A 23568-nucleotide genomic window follows, 5' to 3' on the forward strand; every position below is an offset into this window, starting at 1 on the left:
GACAAATATCATATTTTTTGAGAACTATAACTTTTAGCTTTATAGTATCAAATTATAGAAATCATGGAAGTAAAAAAGAACCCAAACGCAGATGTTGGAAGAAACAGCAGCTTATTCTTTGCTGTAGGACTAAACATAATGTTGTTATTAACGTATTTTGGTTTTGAGTACAAAACCTATGATACTAACTTAACAGAGGCAGATATACTAATGCTTAATGAGCAGTTAGAAGAGGATATTCCTATAACAAATATTGAAATAACGCCACCGCCACCGCCACCAAAATCTGTAGTGACACAAGCTATACAAGTTGTAGAGGATGTGGTTGATATCGAAGAAACTATAGTCGAAAGTACCGAGATTGGACAAGATGATATTATCGAGGCTGTTGTAGAAGTAGAAGATGTAAGCGTAGAAGAGGTTGAAGAGGATATCGAGGTGCCATTTGCTGTTATTGAACGTATACCAGTATTCCCTGGATGTAAAGGTAATAATGAACAATTGAAAGCTTGTTTTCAGCAAAAAATGAATGAGCACTTACAGAAGAATTTTAAATATCCTGAAGTTGCTGAAGAATTAGGAATTACAGGCCGTGTATTTGTGTTCTTCTTAATTGATAAAAACGGAAATATTACGAAAATAAAAAGTCGAGGACCAGACAAATCTCTAGAAACTGAAGCTGAGCGTATCATTAGTATTTTACCAAAAATGATACCTGGTAAACAAAGAGACAGAAATGTTGGTGTACCTTACAGTATTCCTATTAACTTTAAGTTACAAGGAAACTAAAAATATTGGTTGGTTACAATAGTTAATCTCGTTAATATTCAATTTGATTGGTTGATATTAACGTGATTTTTTACTTCCATTTAATATTACAACCCATACTTGGTTTTTGATTTGTACTTATAGATTTGTTTTCAACTAAAGCATTCATAGCATTACGTATGTCTTCTCCAGTAACTGGAATACCGTTTCCAGGTCTAGAATTATCTAATTGTCCAGTGTAAACAAGTTCTAGATTATGATCAAACAAAAAGAAATCTGGCGTACATGCGGCGTCGTAAGCTTTAGCTACCATTTGGGTTTCATCATATAAATAGGAGAAAGGATAGTTGTTATTTATGGCATTTTGTTTCATTAATTCTGGGCCATCTTGAGGATAATTATTTACATCATTACTAGAAATTGCAATGCAATTAATCCCTTTTTCAGAATAATCATTTGCAAGTTGCACCAATTGCAAGTTTACATGAATCACAAAAGGGCAGTGGTTACAAATAAACATGACCAACGTTCCTGCAGTACCACTTAACTCATCAAGAGATTTTGAAACATTATCTATGGTGTCAATAAGTTTAAAATCTGGAGCTTTTGTACCCAACGGTAACATGTTTGAAGGTGTTAATGCCATTTTTTTATTAATTTTAAGGATATGGAAAAGATAATAACATTTAAAGATTTTACAAAAATAGATTTGCGTGTCGGTACAATAATTGAAGTTAATGATTTCCCTGATGCCAGAAACCCAGCTTATCAATTAACAATTGACTTTGGAGACTTAGGTATCAAAAAGTCTTCTGCTCAAATAACTACACTTTACAGTAAATCAGATTTACAGAACCGTCAAATTGTAGCGGTTGTAAATTTGCCAAAAAAGCAAATCGCCAAGTTTATGAGCGAATGTTTGGTAATGGGCGCTGTAAAAGAAAATGACGTATACCTTTTGCATCCTGAAACTAAAGTTATAAATGGGAATGCTGTAAATTAAAGTTTACCAAACATGGAAAAAACTACAAATCCTCTCTAAAAAATATAGCGTTTATTAACAGTCTATTAGTACCATACCAAAATGCTCTAAAGTTGGTGTTGTCTGTGAAAGCGACAATAGTTCCGCGACCATAATTACCTATTTTTAAAGGCACTGTTTTCGAAATACTGTCTAAGTTCTGTTTAGAGATATATCCACTTAATAAAGGGTTTTCGGTGTACTGTATCGGATTATTATAACTATTCTTGTCTGGTTTTACAAACAACGTTGTGTTTCTAAACATCGGTAGCGTATTGTTTTTGTAACCAAAGTTTATTGGATGAGAACGATCGAGTTTTGCTTCAAAAATAGCACCACCAATAACTTGCGCACCTCTAAAGTCACTTGCTTGCTCACGTGATATATTTTTGGCAACAATTTTTGGTATTTTAAACTCCAGCTTAAGAAGTTTTTTAGAGTTTATATAGTTTAAGGCACGACGGTAACCAATAAGTGTTCCGCCATTTCTAATCCAAGATTGTAGTTTTTTGGTATTACCTTCATTAAGACCAGAACCATTAACCATTATTATAGTATTGTAACGACTAATATCTGCTCTCGAAAAGTTTTTAGTATCCAGTTTGGTTACATGTATATCATAGCGCGTGTCTAGTAAGTGCCATATTTCTCCTGCATCATAAGACGTCATGCCGTCACCTACAAGTAAAGCTATTTTTGGTGATTCTAATGACCTAAAGTTATTACTACCTAAATCAATACCATCATTTAATCCTGTTGAGACTGCGTCAAGATTTAGGTGACTTTCTTTAGCTAGTTTATTCAATGTTGTATATAATTCAGCTTCAGATATTTTTTGATTTTGTACAGGTATCATTAATGTCCCGTAGTCATAAGATTTTCCGTTTGCTCTGAACTGTTTCTGACTAACTTTGGCTCTGATGCCTTTTTGTAAAAGTGCGTATAAGAATTTTGGTGTGTAATATTCATTCCATTCAGTCAGATAAGCATAGTTACTTTTTGAAGAAGTACCGCCTGTTTTGAGTTTTAAATCAGATACTACAGCGCCAGCTTTGCTAGTTGAGGTTTTTGCATAATCTAGATTAAAGGCTAGAGGAAAAGACCAAGCAGAAATATCATAAAATAAACTGTCTTGAAATTTTATGCGCTTTTCGAACATGGCATTAATCAATCGCGTATTGTTTTGATTTTTTGGAACAACATAGCTATAACCTTTTTTGAAACGTTTTCCATCGACTTCAAAATCCGAGTCTATATCATGAAATCTAATATTATGACGCTTTAAAATTTCAGCCATATGATAGGTGCGCGCTGCATCTTTTTCATCACCAAAAACAATAGCGTCGTTACCTTCTTTTTTAGCTTCATTTCGTGCATTTTTAAAGAAGTCTGACTGGTATTGTAAAATATCAGAGCGCATACTGTTAGCAGCATCTAAGGTTGAAAGTGCTGCTGTAAATTGATTTCTAATCGTAAAAGGAAATGTTAGTAATCCATTTACACTTTCTTGAATATGTCCACGCGAGCTCGCTTGCTCAAATAAAATTCCAATGCCTCCATTAATATCCGGAAAGGTTGAACCTTTTCCGTAATAGAAATCATCAAAACTTTCTTCTGAGTAATATAAAGAGCCAATCTTATCCAAAGCTTTGGCGTGATAAGTTGCAATTTCTTTTGTTAGTGCTTGATTTAATTTAGGAGTCAATGGATGTGTACGTGACGGAATTCCAGGCTGAAAGAAAAAACTAGAATTTGTTCCCATTTCATGATGGTCGGTTAAGATATTTGGCATCCAATCATGAAAAGTTTTAATGCGAGCACGAGACTCTGGAAGCTGAACAGGAAGCCAATCTCTATTCATATCAAACCAATAGTGGTTTGTGCGACCGCCAGGCCAAATCTCACTGTATTCTCTATCATTTGGGTCAGGATTTAAGTTCTGACTTCTGTTTGTATTTGCCCAATAGGCAAAACGTTGTAAGCCATCTGGATTAAAAGACGGGTCAAATAGAATTACCGTATTATCAAGGATATTATTAATCTTTTCGCCTTGAGCAGCAGCTAAATAATAAGCAACTGCTAAAGCTGCATTAGAACCACTTGGCTCATTACCATGGATAGAAAATCCTTGGTACACAACTATTGGTCTATCTGAATTTGCATTATCAGATGTCGTGGCATTTATATGAGCTTGTTTTATGCTTTCAAGATTTGTATGATTTTTGGGAGATGTGATTTTTAATAACAAAAGCGGTCTGTCTTCAAATGTTTTACCTCTGTTTTCAATAGTTATTCTATCCGAAACTTCAGCCAATGCTTGCATATACTGCACAAGCTTATCGTGGGTAATGTGCCATTCGCCAACTTCGTGACCGATTATACTCTTGGGTGTTGGAATCTCAGAATTGTAAGTTACACCTTGAGGTAAATAATAAGATAAATCAACTTTTTCTTGAGCAAATAAGGTTGTAGAAACTATAGTAAATACAAGTAATAGGATGCGACGCATATGTGTTAGTTTGATTAGTTGTCTTAAAGTTATAAAAATAAAAAAAACCGTTACAGAGGTAACGGTTTTTAATACTATTTAACAAGCTTATTTTTAGATATCATCAAAGCTAATATCTGTAAAGCTATCTGTAGAGGTGTCTTCAGGAGTTTTTGCTTCTTTAGCTACAAACTCATTATCTTCTCTTTTGTAATCTTTTTGATGGCGTTCACTGATGACTTCAGTTCCTTTTTCGTTAACTATATAGTCTGTCATATCGCCTAAAATCTCTCTAAATTCAGTAAAGTCTTCTTTGTAAAGGTAGATTTTGTGTTTTTTATAATGAAAAGAACCATCATCATTTGTAAATTTTTTACTTTCTGTAATGGTTAAGTAATAATCGCCTGCTTTCGTCGCTCGCACATCAAAGAAGTAAGTCCTACGTCCAGCACGTAATACTTTAGAGTATATTTCTTCTTTATCCATCATTTCGTAATCGCCCATAATTTAGGTTAGAGTTTTAAATTCAATCCAAAAATCTAAAAAAAAAGAATAGTAACCAACAAATAATTACATTTCTTTTTCTGAGCGTTGTTTACGATATAGGTCTTGATAATAACCTTCTGTTTTCTTGAGTGTTTGGTGTGTTCCTGACTGAATTATTTTACCATCATCTAAGACAATAATTTTATCAGCATTTTTGGCTGAAGATATACGATGACTAACAATAATAGTCGTTTTGTTTTTTGAGATACGTTCTAGGTTTTTTAGAATTTTTTCTTCAGTCTCCGTATCCACTGCCGAAAGACAGTCGTCAAAAAGTAAAATCTCCGGCGATTTTATAATGGCTCTAGCTATAGAAACACGTTGTTTTTGTCCACCAGAAAGCGTAATTCCTCTCTCTCCTAAAACGGTATCATAACCATTTTTAAAGCCTACAATGTTTTTATGAACTTTGGCATTTTTTGCAGCTTCAATGACTTCGTATTCAGTAGCATCTTCCTTACCAAACTTAATATTGTTTTTTATAGAATCAGAAAATAAAAAAGCATCTTGAGGTACGTAACCTGTACTTTCTCTCAAACTGTAAAGGTTAATGTCTCTAATTTGTTTAGCATCTATTAATATTGAACCTTGTTGAGTATCGTATAATCGTCCTATTAGGTCTAATATTGTTGATTTTCCTGCACCTGTCATACCTAGAATAGCTAGCTTCTCACCAGATTTAACTTTGAAGCTAACGTCTTTTAAAGCTGTAATATTTGTGTCTGGATAAGTGAAGGTTACATTTTTAAATTCAATAGAACCTTCAATATCTGTTGGATTTTGGGTATTATTTTTTATTTCTGGTTCAGTTTCTAGAAACTCATTTATACGTTTTTGCGATGCCTCTGCTTGTTGAACAATTGAGGTTACCCAACCAACGGTAGCAACTGGCCATGTCAGCATGTTAACATAGATAATAAACTCGGCTATTGTCCCAATATTTTCAATTTCTCCATTAATGTATTGTTTTCCGCCTATGTAAATAACTAATAGGTTACTGACGCCAATTAACAATATCATTAAGGGAAAAAAGAAAGCTTGAACCTTAGCTAAGTCGATTTGTTTTTGCCTATTTTCTACGGAAAGTGTCTCAAATTCAGTATTTACACTTGGTTCTATCGTATAGGATTTAATAACCGAAATACCGCTAAATTGTTCTTGAGTAAATGACGACAATCCAGATAAGGATTCTTGTACAATTTTACTACGTTGGTTAATTAAACGGCTAAGTTTATAGATTATAAATGATAATACAGGCAATGGGAGCATTGTGTATAAGGTAAGTTTTGGTGCAGTGCTAATCATTTGTGTCAAAGCCACAGTAAATAAAGTCACTGTGTTTATAGTATACATAATAGCTGGTCCAGCGTACATACGTACTTTACCTACATCTTCACTTATACGATTCATTAAATCACCAGTGCGATTTGATTTATAAAAACTTAATGATAATACTTGATAATGTTTGTAAACTTCATTTTTAAGGTCAAACTCTATATAACGCGAAACATTGATAATGGTTTGTCGCATTAAAAATGTAAATAGACCAGCAATAAGTGCAGCTCCAACAATATATAGTCCAGTTTCGAGTAAGTCGCTTTTTGCAGTTGCGATTTCAATTGTACCTTCTAAATATTTTTCTAAAATATTAATAGACTTACCTATAAGTCGAGGTGTAAATAATGCAAATATCTTAGCTACTATTGTTATAAAAACACCAACAATTAATCTGTAGCGGTATTTGTAGAAGTATTTATTAAGATGTTTTAAGGCTTTCATTAAAAAGTAAAAGAAAACAAAGCTATTGTTATAATCTTATTTTTCAGTTAATATTTTGCTAATGCTTCAATAATAATATATTTTTGCATGCTGTTTTTAAATATAATGCAACAGCGCTAAATCAAAAAATACTCATGACAACAGACGTTATTGACTCAAAAGACCTAAAAAAAGCTGATCCAGTTTTTGGGCAAATGTCATTTGATGACCACGAGCAAATTGTTTTTTGCAACGACAAAGATACTGGTTTAAAAGCAATAATAGGAATACATAATACAGTTTTAGGACCTGCACTTGGCGGTACTAGAATGTGGCAATATAATAGTGAATGGGATGCATTAAACGATGTTTTACGTTTGTCTAGAGGTATGACTTTTAAGTCTGCCATTACAGGTTTAAATCTTGGTGGAGGAAAAGCCGTTATTATTGGTGACGCCAAAACACAAAAAACGCCAGAATTAATGCGTCGCTTTGGTGAATTTGTTCATTCTTTAAGCGGAAGGTATATAACTGCAGAAGATGTAGGTATGACAACTGGTGATATGGATACAGTTAGAGAAGTAACACCTTTTGTAACTGGTATTTCTGAAAGTAAAGGTGGTGCAGGTAATCCTTCGCCAATTACAGCATATGGCGTTTTCATGGGGATGAAAGCTGCTGCCCAATTTAAGTACGGTTCAGATATTTTAGAAGATAAAAACGTATTTGTTCAAGGTATCGGAAATGTAGGTGAAGCTTTGGTAGAACATTTAGTAAATGAAGGTGCCAATGTAACGATCTCTGATATTAGTCAAGAGCGTTTAGAAGAAATAAAAACTAAATATGGAGCTACTATTTATGGTGGTAACGATATTTATTCAGAACACATGGATATTTATGCACCATGTGCTTTAGGAGCTACCATTAATGATGATACCATCTATAAAATTAAGGCAGATATAATTGCTGGCGCAGCTAATAACCAATTAGCAGACGAAATAAAGCACGGTAAAATGCTACAAGAAAGAGGTATCGTCTATGCTCCAGACTTTTTAATCAATGCTGGCGGTATTATTAATGTTTATGCCGAGTTAGAAAACTATGACAGAGCAGAGATAATGCGTAAAACCGAAAATATTTACAATACAACTTTAGAAATTTTAGATAATGCCAAAGTTAATAATCTAACAACTCATAACGCTGCATTAAATATAGCAAAAGAGCGTATCGAAACTAGAAGAAGAGAAAACGCGAAATAATTTTTTAGAATAGTAAGAAATACTATTTTTGCAGGGTGAAACTGAAACTAGTTTCACCCTTTTTAATGATTTAAAAAATAAGTTCTTTACATATGCTCAATAGACGACACATTCGTATTAAAGTTATGCAATCTTTATTTGCATTTAAAGGCACAGAAAGTGATGATTTCAAAAAAGACGAAAGATTCCTTTTTCAAAGTATAGACAAAATGTCTGACTTGTATTTCTCTATGTTAGCCTTGCTTATTGAGTTACAAAAGAAAGCCAATTCTAAACTAGAACTATCTCAAAAAAAACTTCTTGCTACTAAAGAAGATATTAATCCAAACCGAAAGTTTGCCGATAATGCAGTATTGCAGTTTGTAAGTTCTAATACAATGTTAAAAGAAGTTATAGAAAAGCGTAAACTGAACTTTTGGGATTTAGACTTCGAGTATGTCGATGTCATTTATAAAGCCGTTTTAGAAAGTGATTTGTATAAAAATTACATGGCAAAAGGTCCTTCTGACTTAAAAGAGGATAAAGATTTTATCATAGATATCTACACTGAGATTATTGCGCCAAACGATAAACTTTACGATTATTTTGAAGACCAACAAATCACATGGGTAGACGATTTACCAGTAATTAATACTGCAATTGTAAAAACATTCACAAAACTAAAGTTAACAAAACCCGAAACATTTCTGATACCGGAATTATATAAAGATGAGGATGACAGGGTTTTTGCCAAAGATTTGCTTTACAAAACTTTACTAAATAGAACAAAGTTTGTCGAAGAAATAGCTGCAAAAACTACCAATTGGGATGCTGATAGATTGGCAAGCTTAGATGGTGTTTTGTTGCAAATGGCATTGTGCGAATTTCAAAAATTTCCTTCTATACCTGTAAAAGTTACGATTAACGAGTATTTAGAAATCGCCAAAGAATATTCTACACCAAAGAGTAGTGTGTTTATTAATGGTATTTTGGATAAGATAGTAAAAGAGTACAAAGAAAATAATGTACACAACAAAATTGGACGTGGATTAATGTAAAACCCCTTTAAAAATCATAGTTTTCTATCTGTTAACAGTGTATTAAAAGTTTTAATTGGATAAAATTATTATTACATTTGGCGATAGATTTATTACTATTTAAAATTAATTTTAAAAATACAGCAATGAAAAAAGTTATTTTAGGTCTTAGTGCATTGTGCATGATAGCCTTTACGTCTTGTAAAGATGACGCAACAAGTAAGGTAAATTCTGATAATGTTGCACTTGCAGCAGAGCGTGATGCTAACGCAGGAAACTTACCAATGATTAAATTCAATAAGGAAACACACGATTTCGGTACTATCGAAAACGGAACACCTGTTGAAACAGTGTTTAAGTACACAAACACTGGTAACTCTATGTTAGTTGTTAGTAATGTAAAAAGTACTTGTGGTTGTACTGTACCATCTAACTATACAAAACAAGTAGCTCCAGGAGAAACAGGAGAGTTTGCAGTAAAGTTTAATGGTAAAGGAAATGGTAACAAAGTTACTAAAGCTATTACTATGACTACTAACACTGCAAAAGGAAACGAGCAAGTAAAGATTACTGCTTTTGTAGAAAAAGACCCTAACGCAAAAATGCCAGCTACTGCTAGCACATCGCCACAGTCTTTATTACAAGCTCAGCCAAAAAAGTCTAGTACTCAGCCAGGTCACGAAGGTCATAACCACGATTAATAAGATTTCATGGGAGAAGGTATAGGTTCATTTTTACCATTTATAGCAATGTTTGCTGTAGTGTATTTCTTTATGATTGCACCACAAATGAAACGCGCTAAAAAAGAGAAAGCATTTGCAGCTGCATTAAAGCGTGGTGATAAAGTAATTACTAAAAGCGGCATGCATGGTAAAGTTGCAGAATTAAACGATAAAGACAACAGTTGTGTTATCGAAACATCGGCAGGGAAAATTAAGTTTGACCGTTCTGCAATCTCAATGGAAATGAGTAGCAAATTAAACGCGCCAGTAGCTAAGAAATAGTATTGGTAGTTATATATAAAAAAGCGTCACTCGATAGAGTGACGCTTTTTTATTGTTTAATAAATACCATGCAATGTTGCCAAGGTAAATTAGATATGTTTTTTAGTAGCTTAAAACCTGATGCTTCAAATTCCTTTACGGCCTGTTTCTCTGTCATTTTATGCAGCCTTTTCATCGGTACGTTATCATCTTCGCCACGGTATTCAATAAGATATATTTTACCATCTTTTTTTAAGGCTTTTTTCATAGAATCTAGCATTTCAACAGGAAAGTTAAACTCGTGATAGACATCAACCATTAGGATTTTATCTATTGTATTTTCTGGTAAGTTGGAGGTCTGTTCAGCACCTTCAATAAGCTTAATGTTGCTTAGCTTCTTGGTTTTATTTTCAAGCTCAATAGCCATTAGCATTTCCTTCTGAATATCAACAGCATAAACACTTCCATTCTTTGCTAAAGGTGCCATTTTAAAAACATGGTAGCCAGAGCCAGCACCAATGTCTGCAATAACATCAGACGGTTTTATGTCTAAATTATTAATAAGCTTTGTTGTGTTTTCTTCTGCTTCACGTTCTGGACGCTCTAGCCAACCGATACCTTGATAGCCCATGATATATGCAATTTCTCTACCCATGTACCATTTGCCGATGCCGCTGTAATCACCAGATTTATATGTGTAGGTTTCGGATGTAGTTTTAGTTTGACTGTAAGTTGTATGGAATCCAAAACATAATACGGCAAGTATAATAACTTTAGAAAATTGCATAACTCTAATTTTTAAGTAAAGTTATGGAATAGAAGAGAAGCGTTGGTTTGGCTTAACTAAGATTTAGCAATTTTTATACTTATCATTAAGTCCAACACCATTAAGAATCATAGGTATTATTTTTTCTAAACGCGATATCTTTGTTGCCTCGCGTTTTGCAGATGAAATGTATTCGCAATATTCTCTTTGTTTTCCTGGAGTTAATGCGCTAAAGGCTAATTGTAGATCTTGGTCGTCGTTTAGGACAGTTTTTAACTCTTGTGGGATGACTACTGTTTTGCCTTTACGAACAACTTTTATTTCTTTGCCAGCACGTTGGTTTTCTATGGCTTCTTTGACGTAGGCTAAGACCAAAACTGTATTAACCTCATCAAAAGCATTAAAGCGCATTTGACGTAAACCTTTGGTCTTGTTTTCTTGAGCATTGACTAAAATATTTTGCTTGTCTTTGAGAAACACACCATTAAAAAACCAAATGCAAAAATGATTTTTAAAAGCACCCAAACCCAATACATTTTTGCCATGTAGTTCGTAAACTGGAGCAGACCATTTTATAGCTTCATTAAGCTCAGTTTTTAAAACAAGTGATCGCAAAAATTCAAGTTCTTTTTGCCAATGATTATTGGTTTTTATGTATTCTTCGACGGAGTTGACTTTTTTCATTTGATAGTTTTTGAAAAACGAAGAATTTTTTAGTTTTTATCCTCTATTTGTATTTGTGTGGGTTAGTACTTAACTCAGCAAGTACACACCAAGCTGAAAAATATGCGAGAGACGATTTTAGCGAACTGGAGTGAGCAATTTACAGTAGTAGTTGAGAACTAACAATTACTTTTTGCCAATGTAGTAATGTATTATTTTTTTATTATTTTTTTAATTTCAGTCCCATTTTGCGTTCGAATCTTCAAATAATAAATACCATTAGTCAATTTACTTAGGTCGATTAATGTTTCTTTTGTACTTAAAATGAATTGACCTAAACTATTGTAAATAGAGGATTCTTCGATATTTTCTACATTTTTTAATGTTAAATAATTATTAACTGGATTGGGATAAACCAAAATATTTTCAACTTTAAAATCATCTGTTTGTAAAGGGAAGTTTTGAACTATTAAATTGTCAAATGCTAATATAACATCGACATCTGTTTCTACTGTAAAAGAGTTCACTCCAGTCCAATTTAATTCAACAGAAACAGCATCTCCAGCAATATTTGCAACAACTACTGAATTGGTACCTCCTGAGGGTGTAAAAGTAAATGTATTTGCAGGGGTTCCAGAACTGCCATCTAATGCCAAAATAGAAACTATATTTATTGCTTGGTCAAATGTAAAGGTGATTAATGAAACCTCATTACCTGTCCGTACTACGTTTCCACTCGAACCACCTGTTCCGCCTATGTCTTCAAATAGAGTAAAGGTATCTCCAATGAAGGTGGTAAGAATACCATCCTTAGTTTGGGTTACAGTGTTTCCGTTATCAACCGGATTGGGGTTGTCCCAATCAAATATTGTTTGAGCATAAGAAATGTTTAATAAACAGAATAATAGAATAAAAAGAATTGTAGTTTTTTTAGTCATGATATTTTTTTAAAACTGAGTAGGTAAATATTTATAGAATTTTGTGATTTTGCAAATTTATAGTGGTGAAAGTTTTTTTTAATTCTTTAAAACACTAAAATTAATTGGCTTTATTGCTTTATAATGAAGTTGTTTATTTTAATTTGTAATGTTAATTTTATAAAGTACTTAGCTTTTTTGTTTTACCGCTGTCAACTCCGCAATCATACAAATCACTTCTGTCGCTTTAATCATGCTCTCAACAGGCACATATTCATAACGTCCATGGAAGTTATGACCACCAGCAAATATGTTTGGACACGGTAAACCCATATACGATAACTGTGAGCCATCAGTTCCGCCACGAATAGGTTTTATAAGTGGTTTTATACCTAAAGCTTTCATAGCTTCTTCAGCAATATCTACAATGTGCATTACTGGTGTTACCTTTTCTTTCATATTGTAGTATTGGTCTTTGATGTTTATTTCAAAAACTGGCTTGCCATATTTATCATTGAGGTTAGTCACTATTTTTTGCATCAGCGTTTTACGAGCTTCAAACTTGTCTTTATTGTGGTCTCTAATAATATATTCTAGTTTGGTAGATTCTACTTTGCCATTAACCGCATATAAATGAAAGAAACCTTCATAATCTTCAGTATGTTCTGGTGTTTCGTCTTTTGGTAAAGCATTCATAAATTCGTTAGCATAATACATGCTATTTACCATTTTGCCTTTAGCATAGCCTGGATGTACAATCTTTCCGTTGACTTTAACAACAGCACCAGCCGCATTAAAATTTTCGTATTCTAATTCGCCAATTTGGCTGCCGTCCATCGTGTATGCCCAATCCGCACCAAACTTTTTGATATCAAATTTATGTGCGCCACGACCAATTTCTTCGTCTGGTGTAAAACCAACTTTAATAGTACCGTGTTTAATATCTGGATTATTGATAAGGTGTTTCATCGCTTCCATAATCTCAGTAATTCCGGCTTTATCATCAGCGCCTAAAAGCGTTGTGCCATCAGTAGTGATTAAGGTTTGTCCTTTGTAGAGTAAAAGGTCTTCAAAATAATCTGGAGACAGTACAATGTTTTCTTCAGCATTTAAAACCAAATCTTGTCCTTGGTAATTTTCTACGAGTTGCGGTTTTACATTAGCACCAGTATAATCTGGTGTGGTATCAAAGTGAGAAATAAAACCAATCACAGGTACATCATGGTCTACATTACTTGGTAAGGTTGCCATGATGTATGCGTTATCGTCTATGGATACATCACTCATGCCCATCTCTTTAAGCTCATCGGCAAGCTTGTTTGCCAAATCCCACTGTTTTGCTGTACTTGGTGTGGTGTCTGAGTTTGGGTCAGATTCTGTATCTATGGTAACGTAACTTATAAAACGATCTATGAGGTTTTGTTTATTTATCATTTTGAATTGCTTTTCTTCAAAAATAGAGAACGAATAACGAAGTCGCAAGTGCAGATTTGGTTTCTTTTTATTTGCTATTAATTGATGTATTTTTGCACTGCAAAACTCAACGCATGTACAAGTCTATAATTCGCCCAATACTTTTTAAGTTTGACCCAGAAAAGGTACATTATTTCACATTTGATTTAATTAGAAACTTATCTAGGATTCCAGGTGTAAAAAGATTGTTCAGAAGTCTGTATGTAATAGAAGACCAGCGTTTGGAGCGAGAACTCTTTGGACTTAAATTTAAAAACCCTGTTGGTTTAGCTGCTGGTTTTGACAAAAATGCAGTGCTGTATAACGAATTGGCAAACTTTGGTTTTGGATTTATAGAAATAGGAACGGTTACACCAAAAGGTCAAGTAGGAAATCCAAAACAACGTTTATTTCGACTTAAAGAAGACAAAGGCATCATAAACCGTATGGGCTTTAATAACGAAGGTCTTGAAGCTGCAATAGAACAGTTGAAGAAGAATAAAGGTAAACTCATTATCGGCGGAAATATTGGTAAAAACACCCAAACCAATCCCGAAGATTATACCAAAGATTATCTAGAATGTTTTAATGCATTGCATCCATACGTTGATTACTTTGTATTGAATGTAAGCTGTCCTAATGTTGGAAGTCATGCTAAGCTTAATGATAAAGATTATTTATTAGAATTGATTGGCTCGGTACAAAAAGCAAACACCAATTTTGATACCCAAAAACCGATACTACTCAAAATTGCGCCAGACTTAAACGATGGCCAACTAGACGAAATCGTGGATTTAGTAAATGAAACAAATCTCGATGGTGTTATAGCTAGCAATACATCAACAGACCGAAATGATTTAAAAACTTCAGATGAGCGACTAACAGAAATTGGTAATGGCGGATTAAGCGGTCAACCCATTAAAGCGAAGTCTACACGTGTCATTAAATATTTAGCAGATAAGAGTAACAAGGCTTTTCCTATAATAGGCGTAGGTGGTATTCATTCTGCAGAAGACGCTCTTGAAAAAATAGATGCTGGCGCCGACTTGGTACAAATCTATACAGGATTTATTTACGAAGGACCAAGCTTAATTAAGTCTATAAATAAGGCTATTTTAAAACATTCGTAATTTTGAATTGGGACACGCTATTTTTATTCATGTCCGCTACAGCAGCTTTGGCTATTTCGCCAGGTCCAGATAATATTTATGTTTTAGTACAAAGTCTTACGAATAGTAAATCTCATGCATTAGCAACCGTTACTGGGTTGATGACAGGTTGTATTGTTCATACAACGTTATTAGCTTTTGGTGTCTCTGCAATAATTAAAGCGAATGAAGACTTATTTCTGGGAATCAAGATATTAGGCGCTGTATACTTACTGTATCTTGCATACAAGGTTTATAAGTCTGATAGTAAAATCTACATAAATACTGTAAGTAATGAGAGGAAAAACCACAAGCAACTGTTTATTCAAGGTTTTTTTATGAACGTACTAAATCCTAAAGTGACAATCTTCTTCTTGGCATTTTTTCCATCTTTTTTGTTTAGTGAAACTTTAAGTACTGTAATTCAGTTTTATGTTTTAGGTGGATTATTTATTCTGGTTTCGTTTTTTATTTTTTCTTCTATAGCTCTTATGGCGAGTTTTATCAAAGAGTACACATTGAGTCATAAAAACTCAGGTACGATTTTTAAATGGTTGCAGATTGTTGTTTTTATTGGAATAGCGATTTTTATTTTACTTTAGTTTTATGCTAAGGTTTAAGTTTATACCCAAATTCTCATTTATTATTCTATTTGCATTTGTAGTATTTACAATTGTTGGTACTCAGTTACATGAATTAGGTCATATTGCTGTAGCAAAATACTATGGATACGAAACAGAACTATATCATGATAGTATGACTTATTATCATAAAGGAATAATGCAAGATGCAGATTATATCAAGCTCGAAGAGCTTTACAAAAGAAATAAAAATTTAGAGTATGAGGAATTTTCTCAAAATGTCAAAGATGAAGTAGAAGTTTTAAATAAAAATTTAGATAAAAAATATCCTGAGCAAATTAACAATAGTGGCTTGTATGTTACCATTGGAGGACCAGCACAAACTATACTTACATCAATAATTGGTTTTGTTATTTTATTACATAAACGCAGAAAAAGATATGACTTCAAACTACTCGATTGGATTGCTGTGTTTTTAGCACTCTTTATTCTTCGTGAGGTTTTTAATTTTTGTAATGCGATGTTTTCCTTTTTATTTTACAATCAGACAGACTTTGCAGGAGATGAGTTTGGAATTTCAAGTACATTAGGATTAAATCAATGGCTATTGCCAAGTGTTATGTTAGTTATAGGTTTAGTATTGTCGCTATATGTAATCTTTAGACTAATACCAATTAAATATCGTTTTAGCTTTATTATTTCAGGCTTTATTGGTGGACTCTTAGGCTACTTTATTTGGTTTGGGTTTTTAGGCGAATGGGTTTTTAGATTCTTCTAATATCGTACTATGAAATCGTTTTCGTAAGCCTTATATTTGAACTAATGAAAAACCCCGTAAAACTTATCGAATGTCCAAGAGATGCTATGCAAGGCATCAAAGATTGGATTCCTACTGAGAAGAAGGTACAATACATTCAGTCGTTATTGCGCGTTGGTTTTGATACTATTGATTTTGGGAGTTTTGTATCTCCTAAAGCCATCCCCCAAATGGTAGATACTGCCGAAGTTTTAGCACAATTAGATTTAAGTAAAACTACAAGTAAGCTCTTAGCAATTATTGCAAATACAAGAGGCGCAAATGACGCTTCTACACATGCTGAAATTGATTATTTAGGTTTTCCGTTTTCTATTTCCGAAAACTTCCAGATGCGTAATACGCACAAAACTATAGCGCAATCTGTAGTTACGCTTTCAGAGATTTTAGAGATTGCAGATAAAAGCAATAAAGAAGTGGTGGTTTACATCTCTATGGGATTTGGTAATCCTTATGGCGATCCATGGAATGTCGATATTGTAGGCGAATGGACCGAAAAGTTAGCCAATATGGGAGTTAAGATTTTATCCTTGAGCGATACCATTGGTAGTTCTAATCCTGAAAATATCAACTATTTATTTTCTAACTTAATTCCTAAATACCCAAGTATAGAGTTTGGTGCACACTTACATACCACACCAACGACTTGGTTTGAGAAAGTGGATGCTGCTTATAAAGCAGGCTGTTGTCGTTTTGATGGTGCTATACAAGGTTTTGGTGGATGTCCAATGGCAAAAGATGAACTAACTGGTAATATGCCAACCGAAAAAATGTTGTCTTACTTCACACAACAAAAAGCACATGATTTAAGCGCTATGGCTTTTGAAAGTGCTTATAATGAGGCTAGTAAAATCTTCAAAACTTACCATTAATCGTGTAAGTACTTTCGTTATCACTTTCTTTTAAAATGCACAATTACAGTGTTTTATAAATTTATTTAAAATAAGTCTAAATAAATTTTGTGTAATTAGAAATACGTATTAAATTTGCATTCGAAATAAATAATTATTTATATCAAGTCTAAATAAACTTTAAAATCAATTCAAAAAATGAAAAAATTAATATTAAGTATTTGTGTAGTTGGTAGCCTATTCACATCATGTGATAGCGACGACGATAATGGCAGTAACGCAAACCAAGTTACAGCACCACAAACGTTCGTGTTTGAAAGAAACGGAAACACAACCGTAAGTTATAGCGGTCAAACGACCAGAATAGAAATGGGAGAAGAATTTGTTTCTGCGTTAAAAGACCCATCAAAAACAGAAGCTCAGTTAGATGGTATGTTTACCAACACAGGCGATAATTTCTCAGATGCCGATTTAAATAGTTCTTCAAAAACAATAAGAAGTAAAACTGCAGCTTCTCAAGATTATTTTTCTTCAAATACAACCGAAGCAAATGCCATAAAAGCGCAGTTTGATGGTTGGATAGCTAATCAAGTCAACGATGTTTACCCAAGATGGAATGATTTAGCTTCTGCTGGTGTTGCGGGTCAAATTCAAGAAGCAGGCGGAACAGTGCGTTATGTAAATGGAAAAGGACTAGAGTATAACCAAGCGATTAACAAAGGATTAATTGGTGCATTAATGGTAGACCAAATGCTCAATAACTATTTAAGTACTTCAGTTTTAGATGAAGGTCAAAATCGTGCTAATAATGATAACGAAGTTTTAGAAGAAGGAAAAAACTATACAAAAATGGAGCACAAATGGGACGAGGCTTTCGGTTATTTATATGGGACCGACAACGCTATTGTACCATTGCTTAACCAAGATAGTTTTTTAAATAAATATTTATCTCGTGTAGAAAATGACACAGATTTTACTGGTATTGCTCAAGAAATTTACGATGCCTTAAAATTAGGTAGAGCCGCAATTGTAGCTAAAAATTACGAAGTAAGAGACCAACAAGTAGATATTATTAGAGAAAAAGTTTCTGAAATTGTAGGAATTAGAGCAGTCTACTACTTACAGCAAGCAAAAGCGACTTTAGGAACAGACAATGCATCTGCATTTCATGATTTATCTGAAGGTTTTGGATTTATAATGAGTTTACAATTCACAAGAGAACCAGGAGCCGATGCACCATATTTTAGTAAGTCTGAGGTTGATGGATTTTTAGCACAACTTATGGAAAATGATGGTTTCTGGGATGTGACATCTGCAACACTAGATAATATGTCTGATAGTATTGCAGCACGTTTTGATTTTACTGTGGCACAAGCCGCTAACTAAATAAAGTTGAGTTAATCACAAATTAGTATGTGCTTCAATTAGGTTTGAAGCATTTACTAGTTTAAATTTGCAAAAAAATTGAAAAAGAATATAATTATGTTAAAAAAGATTGCCCTTTTAAGTCTTGGTTTGTTCCTTATCATTTCATGTAGTTCTTCTAGTGATGGGACTGACGAACCTATAGACAATTTTGATAGAACTGCATTATTAACAAATTTAGCAGATAACATTATCATTCCTGCTTTATTAGATTTTCAATCTGAAATATCAGCCTTAGATGTGGCAAGGGCAAATTTTGTAAATGATATTAATCAGAATAATCTTGATGCTTTAAGTGGAGCTTGGTTAGAAGCTTACACATCTTGGCAAAATATTGAAATGTTTAATTTAGGCATTGCTGAAACACTTTCTGCTGATGCCAATGATGGCTTCATAGTATTTTTTAATAGATTTCCTGTGACTGTTTCTGATATTGAAACAGGAGCTTCAACAGGAAATTACGATTTAACAAGCACCAATTTTTATGATGCACAAGGATTTCCAGCTCTAGACTTCTTAATTCATGGTACAGCAACTGGAGACACAAATGCAATAGATAAATTTACAACCAATGCTAACGCAGATGGTTATGTAGACTATATGACAGATGTTTTTTCTTTAATGAATTCTACAATAAACATAGTGGTTAGCGACTGGCAAGGCACATACCGAAATACATTTGTAAGCAATACTGAATCAAGCACATCTGGTTCTTTGGATATTATTATTAATGATTTTATCCGTTATTACGAAAAAGGATTAAGAGCAAATAAAATTGGAACACCAGCAGGAAATTTCTCTGAAGGCGAAACATTTCCAGATAAAGTTGAAGGATTTTATAAAAATGATGTTTCAAAGCAATTAGCGTTAGAAGGTTTAGGTTCTGTACAACGATTTTTTAATGGAAACGCATTCAGCAATAATACAAGTGGATTTGGTCTAGCTGATTATTTAGATGCTGTTGAGCGTACAGATTTAAAAAATGAAATTAATGCGCAGTTTCAAGTGGCTAAGGAAAGTATTGAGTCTTTAAACAATAGTTTTAGCGAGCAGATAACTGCGGATAATACACAAATGACGCAAGCTTATGACGAGTTACAGCGCGCAGTAGTACTACTTAAAATCGATATGGCATCGGCACTAAATGTTGATATCGTATTTTTTGATAATGATGGAGATTAAAAAATATATAATATAAGTAAAAGGGATTCTTGTATATCGAGAATCCCTTTTTTTGGTAATGAAGTACAAGTTTCAATCCTATATCAATAAAACAACACCTGCCGCGCCATTAGCGGTTTTCCGTATTGGTTTTGGTCTAATGATGCTTGCAAGTATCATAAGGTTTTGGGCTAAAGGTTGGATTGAAACCGTTTATATAGCACCAAAATTTCACTTTACATATTTCGGTTTCGATTGGGTAAAGCCACTTGATAATTATACGTATTTGCTATTTTTTATCTGCGGGCTTTCAGCATTTTTCGTCGCACTTGGCTTAAAGTATCGGCTTGCTATTATTACGTTTTTTATCAGTTTTACGTACATCGAGTTAATAGACAAAACTACATATCTAAACCATTACTACTTTATCAGTATTGTTAGTTTTGTGATGTGTTTTTTGCCAGCAAATGCATACTTTTCTATAGATGCTATACGCAGAAAAGTAAGCTATACATCCATTCCAAAATGGACTATAGATTGCATAAAGCTTTTGCTAGCAATCGTTTATGTATACGCAGGTTTGGCAAAAATTAATTCCGATTGGATGAATCGTGCAATGCCTCTAAAAATATGGTTGCCATCTAAATACGATTTACCACTAATTGGGAATAACTTGATGCAGCAAGATTGGTTTCATCATGCCATGAGTTGGTCGGGTATGCTGTACGACTTGGCAATTCCTTTTTTATTACTTTACAAACGTACCCGATTGATAGCGTTTTTCTTTGTCGTATTTTTTCATGTATTTACCAGAGTACTATTCAATATAGGTATGTTTCCTTATGTGATGATTGTTTCAGCATTGATATTTTTTGATGCAAGTGTTCATGAAAAAATCTTGAATATTTTCCGAGCTGTTTTTAAGTTTTTAAGATTGAAAGCCAACACGCTTCAAACCAAAGTTTATGCTTATCAAAAGCAAAAAATAGTTTTGCCAATCTTGGCTATTTTCTTTGCTATTCAACTACTTTTGCCATTTCGATATTTGTTATATCCAGGAGAGTTATTTTGGACCGAAGAAGGTTATCGTTTTTCGTGGCGTGTGATGTTAATTGAAAAGGCTGGCTTTGCAGAATTTAAGGTTGTGAATGGTAAAACAGGCGAAAAATTTTTAGTTAATAACTCAGATTTTTTAACGCCATTTCAAGAGAAGCAAATGAGCACACAGCCAGATTTTATTTTGCAATATGCTAAGTATTTAGAAGCACATTTTTCGGCACAAGGACACCAAAACATCGAAATTTATGTCGATAGTTATGCAGCTCTAAATGGTCGAATAAGTACACGTTTTATTGACCCAAATGTCAATTTATTAGAACAAGAAGAATCATTTCAACACAAAAATTGGATTTTACCATTTAAGGATGAGATTAAAGGATTTTAGAATAGTAGTTGTACTCATTTTAGTGAGTGTTTCAGGTTTTGCCCAACAGAAAATATCTGGAATAATCACAGATGCTTCAACACAACAAAGGCTTAAAGATGTTGAAATTTATGACAAAGCTTCAGGTTTACTAACCAAAACAGATGCACAAGGTTATTATGAATTTACAACTAATAAAACGGAATTCACCCTAGTCTTTTTCTCTTTAGAATTTCAAGTTTTAGAAATTGAAGTTAATACAAATTCAGACCAGCAAATCAATAAACAACTGCAACCCATTGGCGAAACACTAACAGCAGTAGAAATCACAGCTCGGAAAGCCAAAGTTTTTGAGTTAGCACGTTTGCGAGATGTAGAAGAAACTGCAATTTACGCAGGCAAAAAAACCGAAGTTGTTTTAGTTGACCAATCCATGGCTAATTTGGCCACCAATAATGCTAGGCAGTTGTACAGCCAAGTCGCTGGTTTAAATATCTACCAAAATGATGATGCAGGTTTGCAATTAAATATTGGTGGACGTGGATTAGACCCAAACCGAACGGCAAATTTTAATACACGTCAAAATGGGTACGATATTAGTGCAGATGTTTTGGGCTACCCAGAAAGTTATTATGCTCCAGCATCAGAAGGCTTAAAAGAAATTCAGGTGATACGTGGTGCTGCATCATTGCAATACGGTACTCAGTTTGGTGGCTTAATTAATTTTGTAATGAAAAAGCCAAATCCAAACAAACCTTTAGAAGTTATTACTAGAAATACGCTTGGGAGCTTTGGGCTTTATACAAATTTCACAAGCTTAAGTGGTACAAAAGACAAGTGGAGTTACTACACGTATTTTAACTACAAAAAAGGAGATGGGTTTCGTCCAAACTCTGAGTTTGAATCAAAAAATGTTTTTGCCCATATCGGATACCAATTTAACGACAAAACAAAGCTTACAGGCGAAATTACTTATTTGGATTACTTAGCCCAACAAGCTGGAGGTTTAACGGATAGACAGTTTAACGAAGACCCATTTCAGAGCAATCGCGAACGTAACTGGTTTGAGGTAGATTGGCTGTTATATAACGTAAAGTTGGCGCACCAATTTTCTAAAAAGACCAATTTTACATTAAACTTCTTTGGGCTTAATGCCTCTAGAAATGCTTTAGGATTTAGAGATAGGCGAGTAGAAGCGCAAGACCCAGGAGAAGAACGCGAGTTAATCATTGGCGATTTTAATAATTACGGTTTTGAGGCACGCCTATTGAGCAAATACAAATTGTTTGAAAAAGATAATACCTTTTTAATTGGGACTAAGTTTTACAATGCCAATAACTTTCAGCAACAAGGTCCAGGTTCTGATGGCGTAAATCCCGATTTTTCTATCAGAGACGAAGAGTTTCCTAATTTTCCAAGTCAATCGCAGTTTGATTTACCTAACTTAAATGTTTCTGTTTTTGGAGAAAATATTTTGTATGTAAATGATAAGTTCTCTATCACGCCAGGTTTTAGATTTGAATACATTAAAACACAAAGCGAAGGATTCTTTAAACGTATCAATACAGATGCTGCCGGCAACGTTATTTTTGAAGAAACTATTGTTGATAACCGCGATTTTGAACGGTCATTTGTATTGCTTGGTTTAGGATTGAGTTACAAGCCAAGCACTAATCTCGAAATCTACGGTAATATTTCACAGAATTACCGTTCGGTGACATTTTCCGATATTAATATTGTAAATCCTGCATTTTCAGTGAGTCCAGATATTACAGATGAAGATGGATTTACGGTTGACCTAGGTTTCCGAGGTAATTTTGATAAATACGTTTCTTATGACATTGGCGCTTTTGCACTGTTTTACAACGGACGTATTGGGTTTATTCAAAAAGGATTGGACGATGGTCGTGTCGTTAGTGAACGTGGTAATGTTGGAGATGCTAGAATGTTTGGAATTGAATCTTTAGTTGATTTCAATTTAAAAAAAGTGTTTGATTTAAATAACGATTTTAGCTTAAATGCTTTTGCAAATACGTCATTTATTACTTCAGAATATACAAGTTCTTTAGAAAACAATGTGGAAGGAAATCGCGTAGAATTTGTGCCAGAATTAAACTTAAAAACAGGTCTTCGTTTTGGCTACAAAGATTTTATGGCAAATGTGCAGTACACTTATTTAGGGCAGCAATTTACCGATGCGTCAAATGCTGTAAACTCCAATATAAGTGGTGTTATTGGAGAAATACCAGAGTACGATATTTTAGACTTTTCAGTAGCTTACACATACAAAAGGTTTAAACTTGAGGCTGGAGTCAATAACGTTTTAGACAATGCTTATTTTACACGCCGTGCAACAGGTTATCCAGGACCAGGAATTATTCCTTCTGCGCCACGAAATTGGTTTACGACTTTACAGATAAAGTTCTAAAACAGAGTTTTTTTAGAGGTTTGTTTTAAATCAGTCTAAATACAAAAAATTGTTTTTCAATACTTTAGGTTTATTTTAAGATAATTCTTTTTTATCTTAG

The 23568-nt window shown here is 33.6% G+C and carries 22 protein-coding genes; 14 read left to right on the forward strand and 8 right to left on the reverse strand.

Annotated features, from left to right (window positions below; genetic code table 11):
• Nucleotides 1-63: 63 nt before the first annotated feature.
• Nucleotides 64-789 (forward strand): energy transducer TonB, encoded by a 726-nt coding sequence (locus BTO05_RS13505; RefSeq protein WP_087493179.1) that lies wholly within the window; start codon nt 64-66, stop codon nt 787-789.
• 70 nt (nt 790-859) lie between these two features.
• Here BTO05_RS13505 and BTO05_RS13510 read toward each other — a convergent pair whose 3' ends face one another.
• Nucleotides 860-1414 (reverse strand): thioredoxin family protein, encoded by a 555-nt coding sequence (locus BTO05_RS13510; RefSeq protein ID WP_087493180.1) that lies wholly within the window; start codon nt 1412-1414, stop codon nt 860-862.
• A gap of 21 nt (nt 1415-1435) precedes the next feature.
• Here BTO05_RS13510 and BTO05_RS13515 point away from each other — a divergent pair, with 21 nt between their 5' ends.
• Nucleotides 1436-1771 carry a tRNA-binding protein gene (locus BTO05_RS13515; protein WP_087493181.1) on the forward strand — a complete coding sequence of 112 codons (336 nt, stop codon included), beginning with the start codon at nt 1436-1438 and terminating at the stop codon, nt 1769-1771.
• Between the two features lie 22 nt (nt 1772-1793).
• Here BTO05_RS13515 and BTO05_RS13520 read toward each other — a convergent pair whose 3' ends face one another.
• The 3 genes from BTO05_RS13520 to BTO05_RS13530 form a co-directional block, all read right to left on the reverse strand.
• Entirely contained in the window at nt 1794-4298 is a 2505-nt protein-coding gene (locus BTO05_RS13520; RefSeq protein ID WP_087493182.1) for a M14 family zinc carboxypeptidase, read from the reverse strand.
• Nucleotides 4299-4391: 93 nt separating this feature from the next.
• A complete protein-coding gene (locus tag BTO05_RS13525) occupies nt 4392-4781 on the reverse strand; it encodes a PUR family DNA/RNA-binding protein (RefSeq protein WP_087493183.1) in 390 nt (129 codons plus the stop codon).
• A gap of 66 nt (nt 4782-4847) precedes the next feature.
• A complete protein-coding gene (locus BTO05_RS13530; RefSeq protein WP_087493184.1) occupies nt 4848-6602 on the reverse strand; it encodes an ABC transporter ATP-binding protein in 1755 nt (584 codons plus the stop codon).
• Between the two features lie 134 nt (nt 6603-6736).
• On the opposite strand from BTO05_RS13530, the gene BTO05_RS13535 reads away from it, so the two are divergent.
• The 4 genes from BTO05_RS13535 to yajC all read left to right on the forward strand — a co-directional run bounded on the left by BTO05_RS13535 (nt 6737) and on the right by yajC (nt 9860).
• The gene (locus BTO05_RS13535; protein ID WP_087493371.1) at nt 6737-7840 is read left to right on the forward strand and encodes a Glu/Leu/Phe/Val family dehydrogenase; all 1104 of its coding nucleotides are present in this window, start codon (nt 6737-6739) and stop codon (nt 7838-7840) included.
• A 125-nt stretch (nt 7841-7965) separates the two neighbouring features.
• Complete coding sequence (gene nusB, locus BTO05_RS13540; RefSeq protein WP_087493185.1) at nt 7966-8877, forward strand: transcription antitermination factor NusB; 912 nt, start codon at nt 7966-7968, stop codon at nt 8875-8877.
• Between the two features lie 125 nt (nt 8878-9002).
• A complete protein-coding gene (locus BTO05_RS13545) occupies nt 9003-9557 on the forward strand; it encodes a DUF1573 domain-containing protein (protein ID WP_087493372.1) in 555 nt (184 codons plus the stop codon).
• Nucleotides 9558-9566: 9 nt separating this feature from the next.
• Nucleotides 9567-9860 (forward strand): preprotein translocase subunit YajC, encoded by a 294-nt coding sequence (yajC, locus tag BTO05_RS13550; protein WP_087493186.1) that lies wholly within the window; start codon nt 9567-9569, stop codon nt 9858-9860.
• A gap of 49 nt (nt 9861-9909) precedes the next feature.
• On the opposite strand, the gene BTO05_RS13555 is transcribed toward yajC, so the two are convergent.
• The 4 genes from BTO05_RS13555 to pepT form a co-directional block, all read right to left on the reverse strand.
• On the reverse strand, nt 9910-10626 hold the full coding sequence (locus BTO05_RS13555) for a class I SAM-dependent methyltransferase (protein ID WP_087493187.1): 717 nt from the start codon (nt 10624-10626) through the stop codon (nt 9910-9912).
• Nucleotides 10627-10689: 63 nt separating this feature from the next.
• Nucleotides 10690-11289 carry a YdeI/OmpD-associated family protein gene (locus BTO05_RS13560; protein WP_087493188.1) on the reverse strand — a complete coding sequence of 200 codons (600 nt, stop codon included), beginning with the start codon at nt 11287-11289 and terminating at the stop codon, nt 10690-10692.
• Nucleotides 11290-11480: 191 nt separating this feature from the next.
• On the reverse strand, nt 11481-12206 hold the full coding sequence (locus BTO05_RS13565; RefSeq protein WP_087493189.1) for a T9SS type A sorting domain-containing protein: 726 nt from the start codon (nt 12204-12206) through the stop codon (nt 11481-11483).
• Nucleotides 12207-12374: 168 nt separating this feature from the next.
• Nucleotides 12375-13619, reverse strand: coding sequence for a peptidase T (gene pepT / locus BTO05_RS13570; protein WP_087493190.1), 1245 nt, complete (start codon nt 13617-13619; stop codon nt 12375-12377).
• 113 nt (nt 13620-13732) lie between these two features.
• Here pepT and BTO05_RS13575 point away from each other — a divergent pair, with 113 nt between their 5' ends.
• The 8 genes from BTO05_RS13575 (at nt 13733) to BTO05_RS13610 (ending at nt 23468) form a co-directional block, all read left to right on the forward strand.
• Nucleotides 13733-14767 (forward strand): quinone-dependent dihydroorotate dehydrogenase, encoded by a 1035-nt coding sequence (locus tag BTO05_RS13575; RefSeq protein WP_087493191.1) that lies wholly within the window; start codon nt 13733-13735, stop codon nt 14765-14767.
• Between the two features lie 29 nt (nt 14768-14796).
• On the forward strand, nt 14797-15387 hold the full coding sequence (locus BTO05_RS13580; protein ID WP_087493192.1) for a LysE family translocator: 591 nt from the start codon (nt 14797-14799) through the stop codon (nt 15385-15387).
• A 4-nt stretch (nt 15388-15391) separates the two neighbouring features.
• Nucleotides 15392-16144 carry a hypothetical protein gene (locus tag BTO05_RS13585; RefSeq protein WP_087493193.1) on the forward strand — a complete coding sequence of 251 codons (753 nt, stop codon included), beginning with the start codon at nt 15392-15394 and terminating at the stop codon, nt 16142-16144.
• 44 nt (nt 16145-16188) lie between these two features.
• On the forward strand, nt 16189-17052 hold the full coding sequence (locus BTO05_RS13590; protein WP_087493194.1) for a hydroxymethylglutaryl-CoA lyase: 864 nt from the start codon (nt 16189-16191) through the stop codon (nt 17050-17052).
• 177 nt (nt 17053-17229) lie between these two features.
• On the forward strand, nt 17230-18417 hold the full coding sequence (locus tag BTO05_RS13595; RefSeq protein WP_087493195.1) for a DUF4856 domain-containing protein: 1188 nt from the start codon (nt 17230-17232) through the stop codon (nt 18415-18417).
• A 96-nt stretch (nt 18418-18513) separates the two neighbouring features.
• Nucleotides 18514-19638, forward strand: coding sequence for an imelysin family protein (locus BTO05_RS13600; RefSeq protein WP_087493196.1), 1125 nt, complete (start codon nt 18514-18516; stop codon nt 19636-19638).
• A 58-nt stretch (nt 19639-19696) separates the two neighbouring features.
• Entirely contained in the window at nt 19697-21061 is a 1365-nt protein-coding gene (locus BTO05_RS13605; protein WP_087493197.1) for an HTTM domain-containing protein, read from the forward strand.
• A complete protein-coding gene (locus BTO05_RS13610) occupies nt 21042-23468 on the forward strand; it encodes a TonB-dependent receptor domain-containing protein (RefSeq protein WP_087493198.1) in 2427 nt (808 codons plus the stop codon). The genes BTO05_RS13605 and BTO05_RS13610 overlap by 20 nt, the downstream gene beginning before the upstream one ends.
• Nucleotides 23469-23568 lie beyond the last annotated feature (100 nt).

Source organism: Winogradskyella sp. PC-19 (assembly GCF_002163855.1).
Classification (GTDB): Bacteria; Bacteroidota; Bacteroidia; order Flavobacteriales; family Flavobacteriaceae; genus Winogradskyella.

Bases quoted from the DNA above. Each gene is read 5' to 3' on its own strand.
- BTO05_RS13610 (WP_087493198.1), top strand. From the start codon at position 21,042: ATGAGATTAAAGGATTTTAGAATAGTAGTTGTACTCATTTTAGTGAGT.
- BTO05_RS13600 (WP_087493196.1), top strand. From the start codon at position 18,514: ATGTTAAAAAAGATTGCCCTTTTAAGTCTTGGTTTGTTCCTTATCATT.
- BTO05_RS13510 (WP_087493180.1), bottom strand. From the start codon at position 1,414: ATGGCATTAACACCTTCAAACATGTTACCGTTGGGTACAAAAGCTCCA.
- BTO05_RS13545 (WP_087493372.1), top strand. From the start codon at position 9,003: ATGAAAAAAGTTATTTTAGGTCTTAGTGCATTGTGCATGATAGCCTTT.
- BTO05_RS13590 (WP_087493194.1), top strand. From the start codon at position 16,189: ATGAAAAACCCCGTAAAACTTATCGAATGTCCAAGAGATGCTATGCAA.
- BTO05_RS13605 (WP_087493197.1), top strand. From the start codon at position 19,697: ATGAAGTACAAGTTTCAATCCTATATCAATAAAACAACACCTGCCGCG.
- nusB (WP_087493185.1), top strand. From the start codon at position 7,966: ATGCAATCTTTATTTGCATTTAAAGGCACAGAAAGTGATGATTTCAAA.
- BTO05_RS13525 (WP_087493183.1), bottom strand. From the start codon at position 4,781: ATGGGCGATTACGAAATGATGGATAAAGAAGAAATATACTCTAAAGTA.
- BTO05_RS13575 (WP_087493191.1), top strand. From the start codon at position 13,733: ATGTACAAGTCTATAATTCGCCCAATACTTTTTAAGTTTGACCCAGAA.
- BTO05_RS13530 (WP_087493184.1), bottom strand. From the start codon at position 6,602: ATGAAAGCCTTAAAACATCTTAATAAATACTTCTACAAATACCGCTAC.
- BTO05_RS13580 (WP_087493192.1), top strand. From the start codon at position 14,797: ATGTCCGCTACAGCAGCTTTGGCTATTTCGCCAGGTCCAGATAATATT.
- BTO05_RS13515 (WP_087493181.1), top strand. From the start codon at position 1,436: ATGGAAAAGATAATAACATTTAAAGATTTTACAAAAATAGATTTGCGT.
- BTO05_RS13595 (WP_087493195.1), top strand. From the start codon at position 17,230: ATGAAAAAATTAATATTAAGTATTTGTGTAGTTGGTAGCCTATTCACA.
- BTO05_RS13560 (WP_087493188.1), bottom strand. From the start codon at position 11,289: ATGAAAAAAGTCAACTCCGTCGAAGAATACATAAAAACCAATAATCAT.
- BTO05_RS13520 (WP_087493182.1), bottom strand. From the start codon at position 4,298: ATGCGTCGCATCCTATTACTTGTATTTACTATAGTTTCTACAACCTTA.
- BTO05_RS13565 (WP_087493189.1), bottom strand. From the start codon at position 12,206: ATGACTAAAAAAACTACAATTCTTTTTATTCTATTATTCTGTTTATTA.
- BTO05_RS13535 (WP_087493371.1), top strand. From the start codon at position 6,737: ATGACAACAGACGTTATTGACTCAAAAGACCTAAAAAAAGCTGATCCA.
- yajC (WP_087493186.1), top strand. From the start codon at position 9,567: ATGGGAGAAGGTATAGGTTCATTTTTACCATTTATAGCAATGTTTGCT.
- pepT (WP_087493190.1), bottom strand. From the start codon at position 13,619: ATGATAAATAAACAAAACCTCATAGATCGTTTTATAAGTTACGTTACC.
- BTO05_RS13555 (WP_087493187.1), bottom strand. From the start codon at position 10,626: ATGCAATTTTCTAAAGTTATTATACTTGCCGTATTATGTTTTGGATTC.
- BTO05_RS13505 (WP_087493179.1), top strand. From the start codon at position 64: ATGGAAGTAAAAAAGAACCCAAACGCAGATGTTGGAAGAAACAGCAGC.
- BTO05_RS13585 (WP_087493193.1), top strand. From the start codon at position 15,392: ATGCTAAGGTTTAAGTTTATACCCAAATTCTCATTTATTATTCTATTT.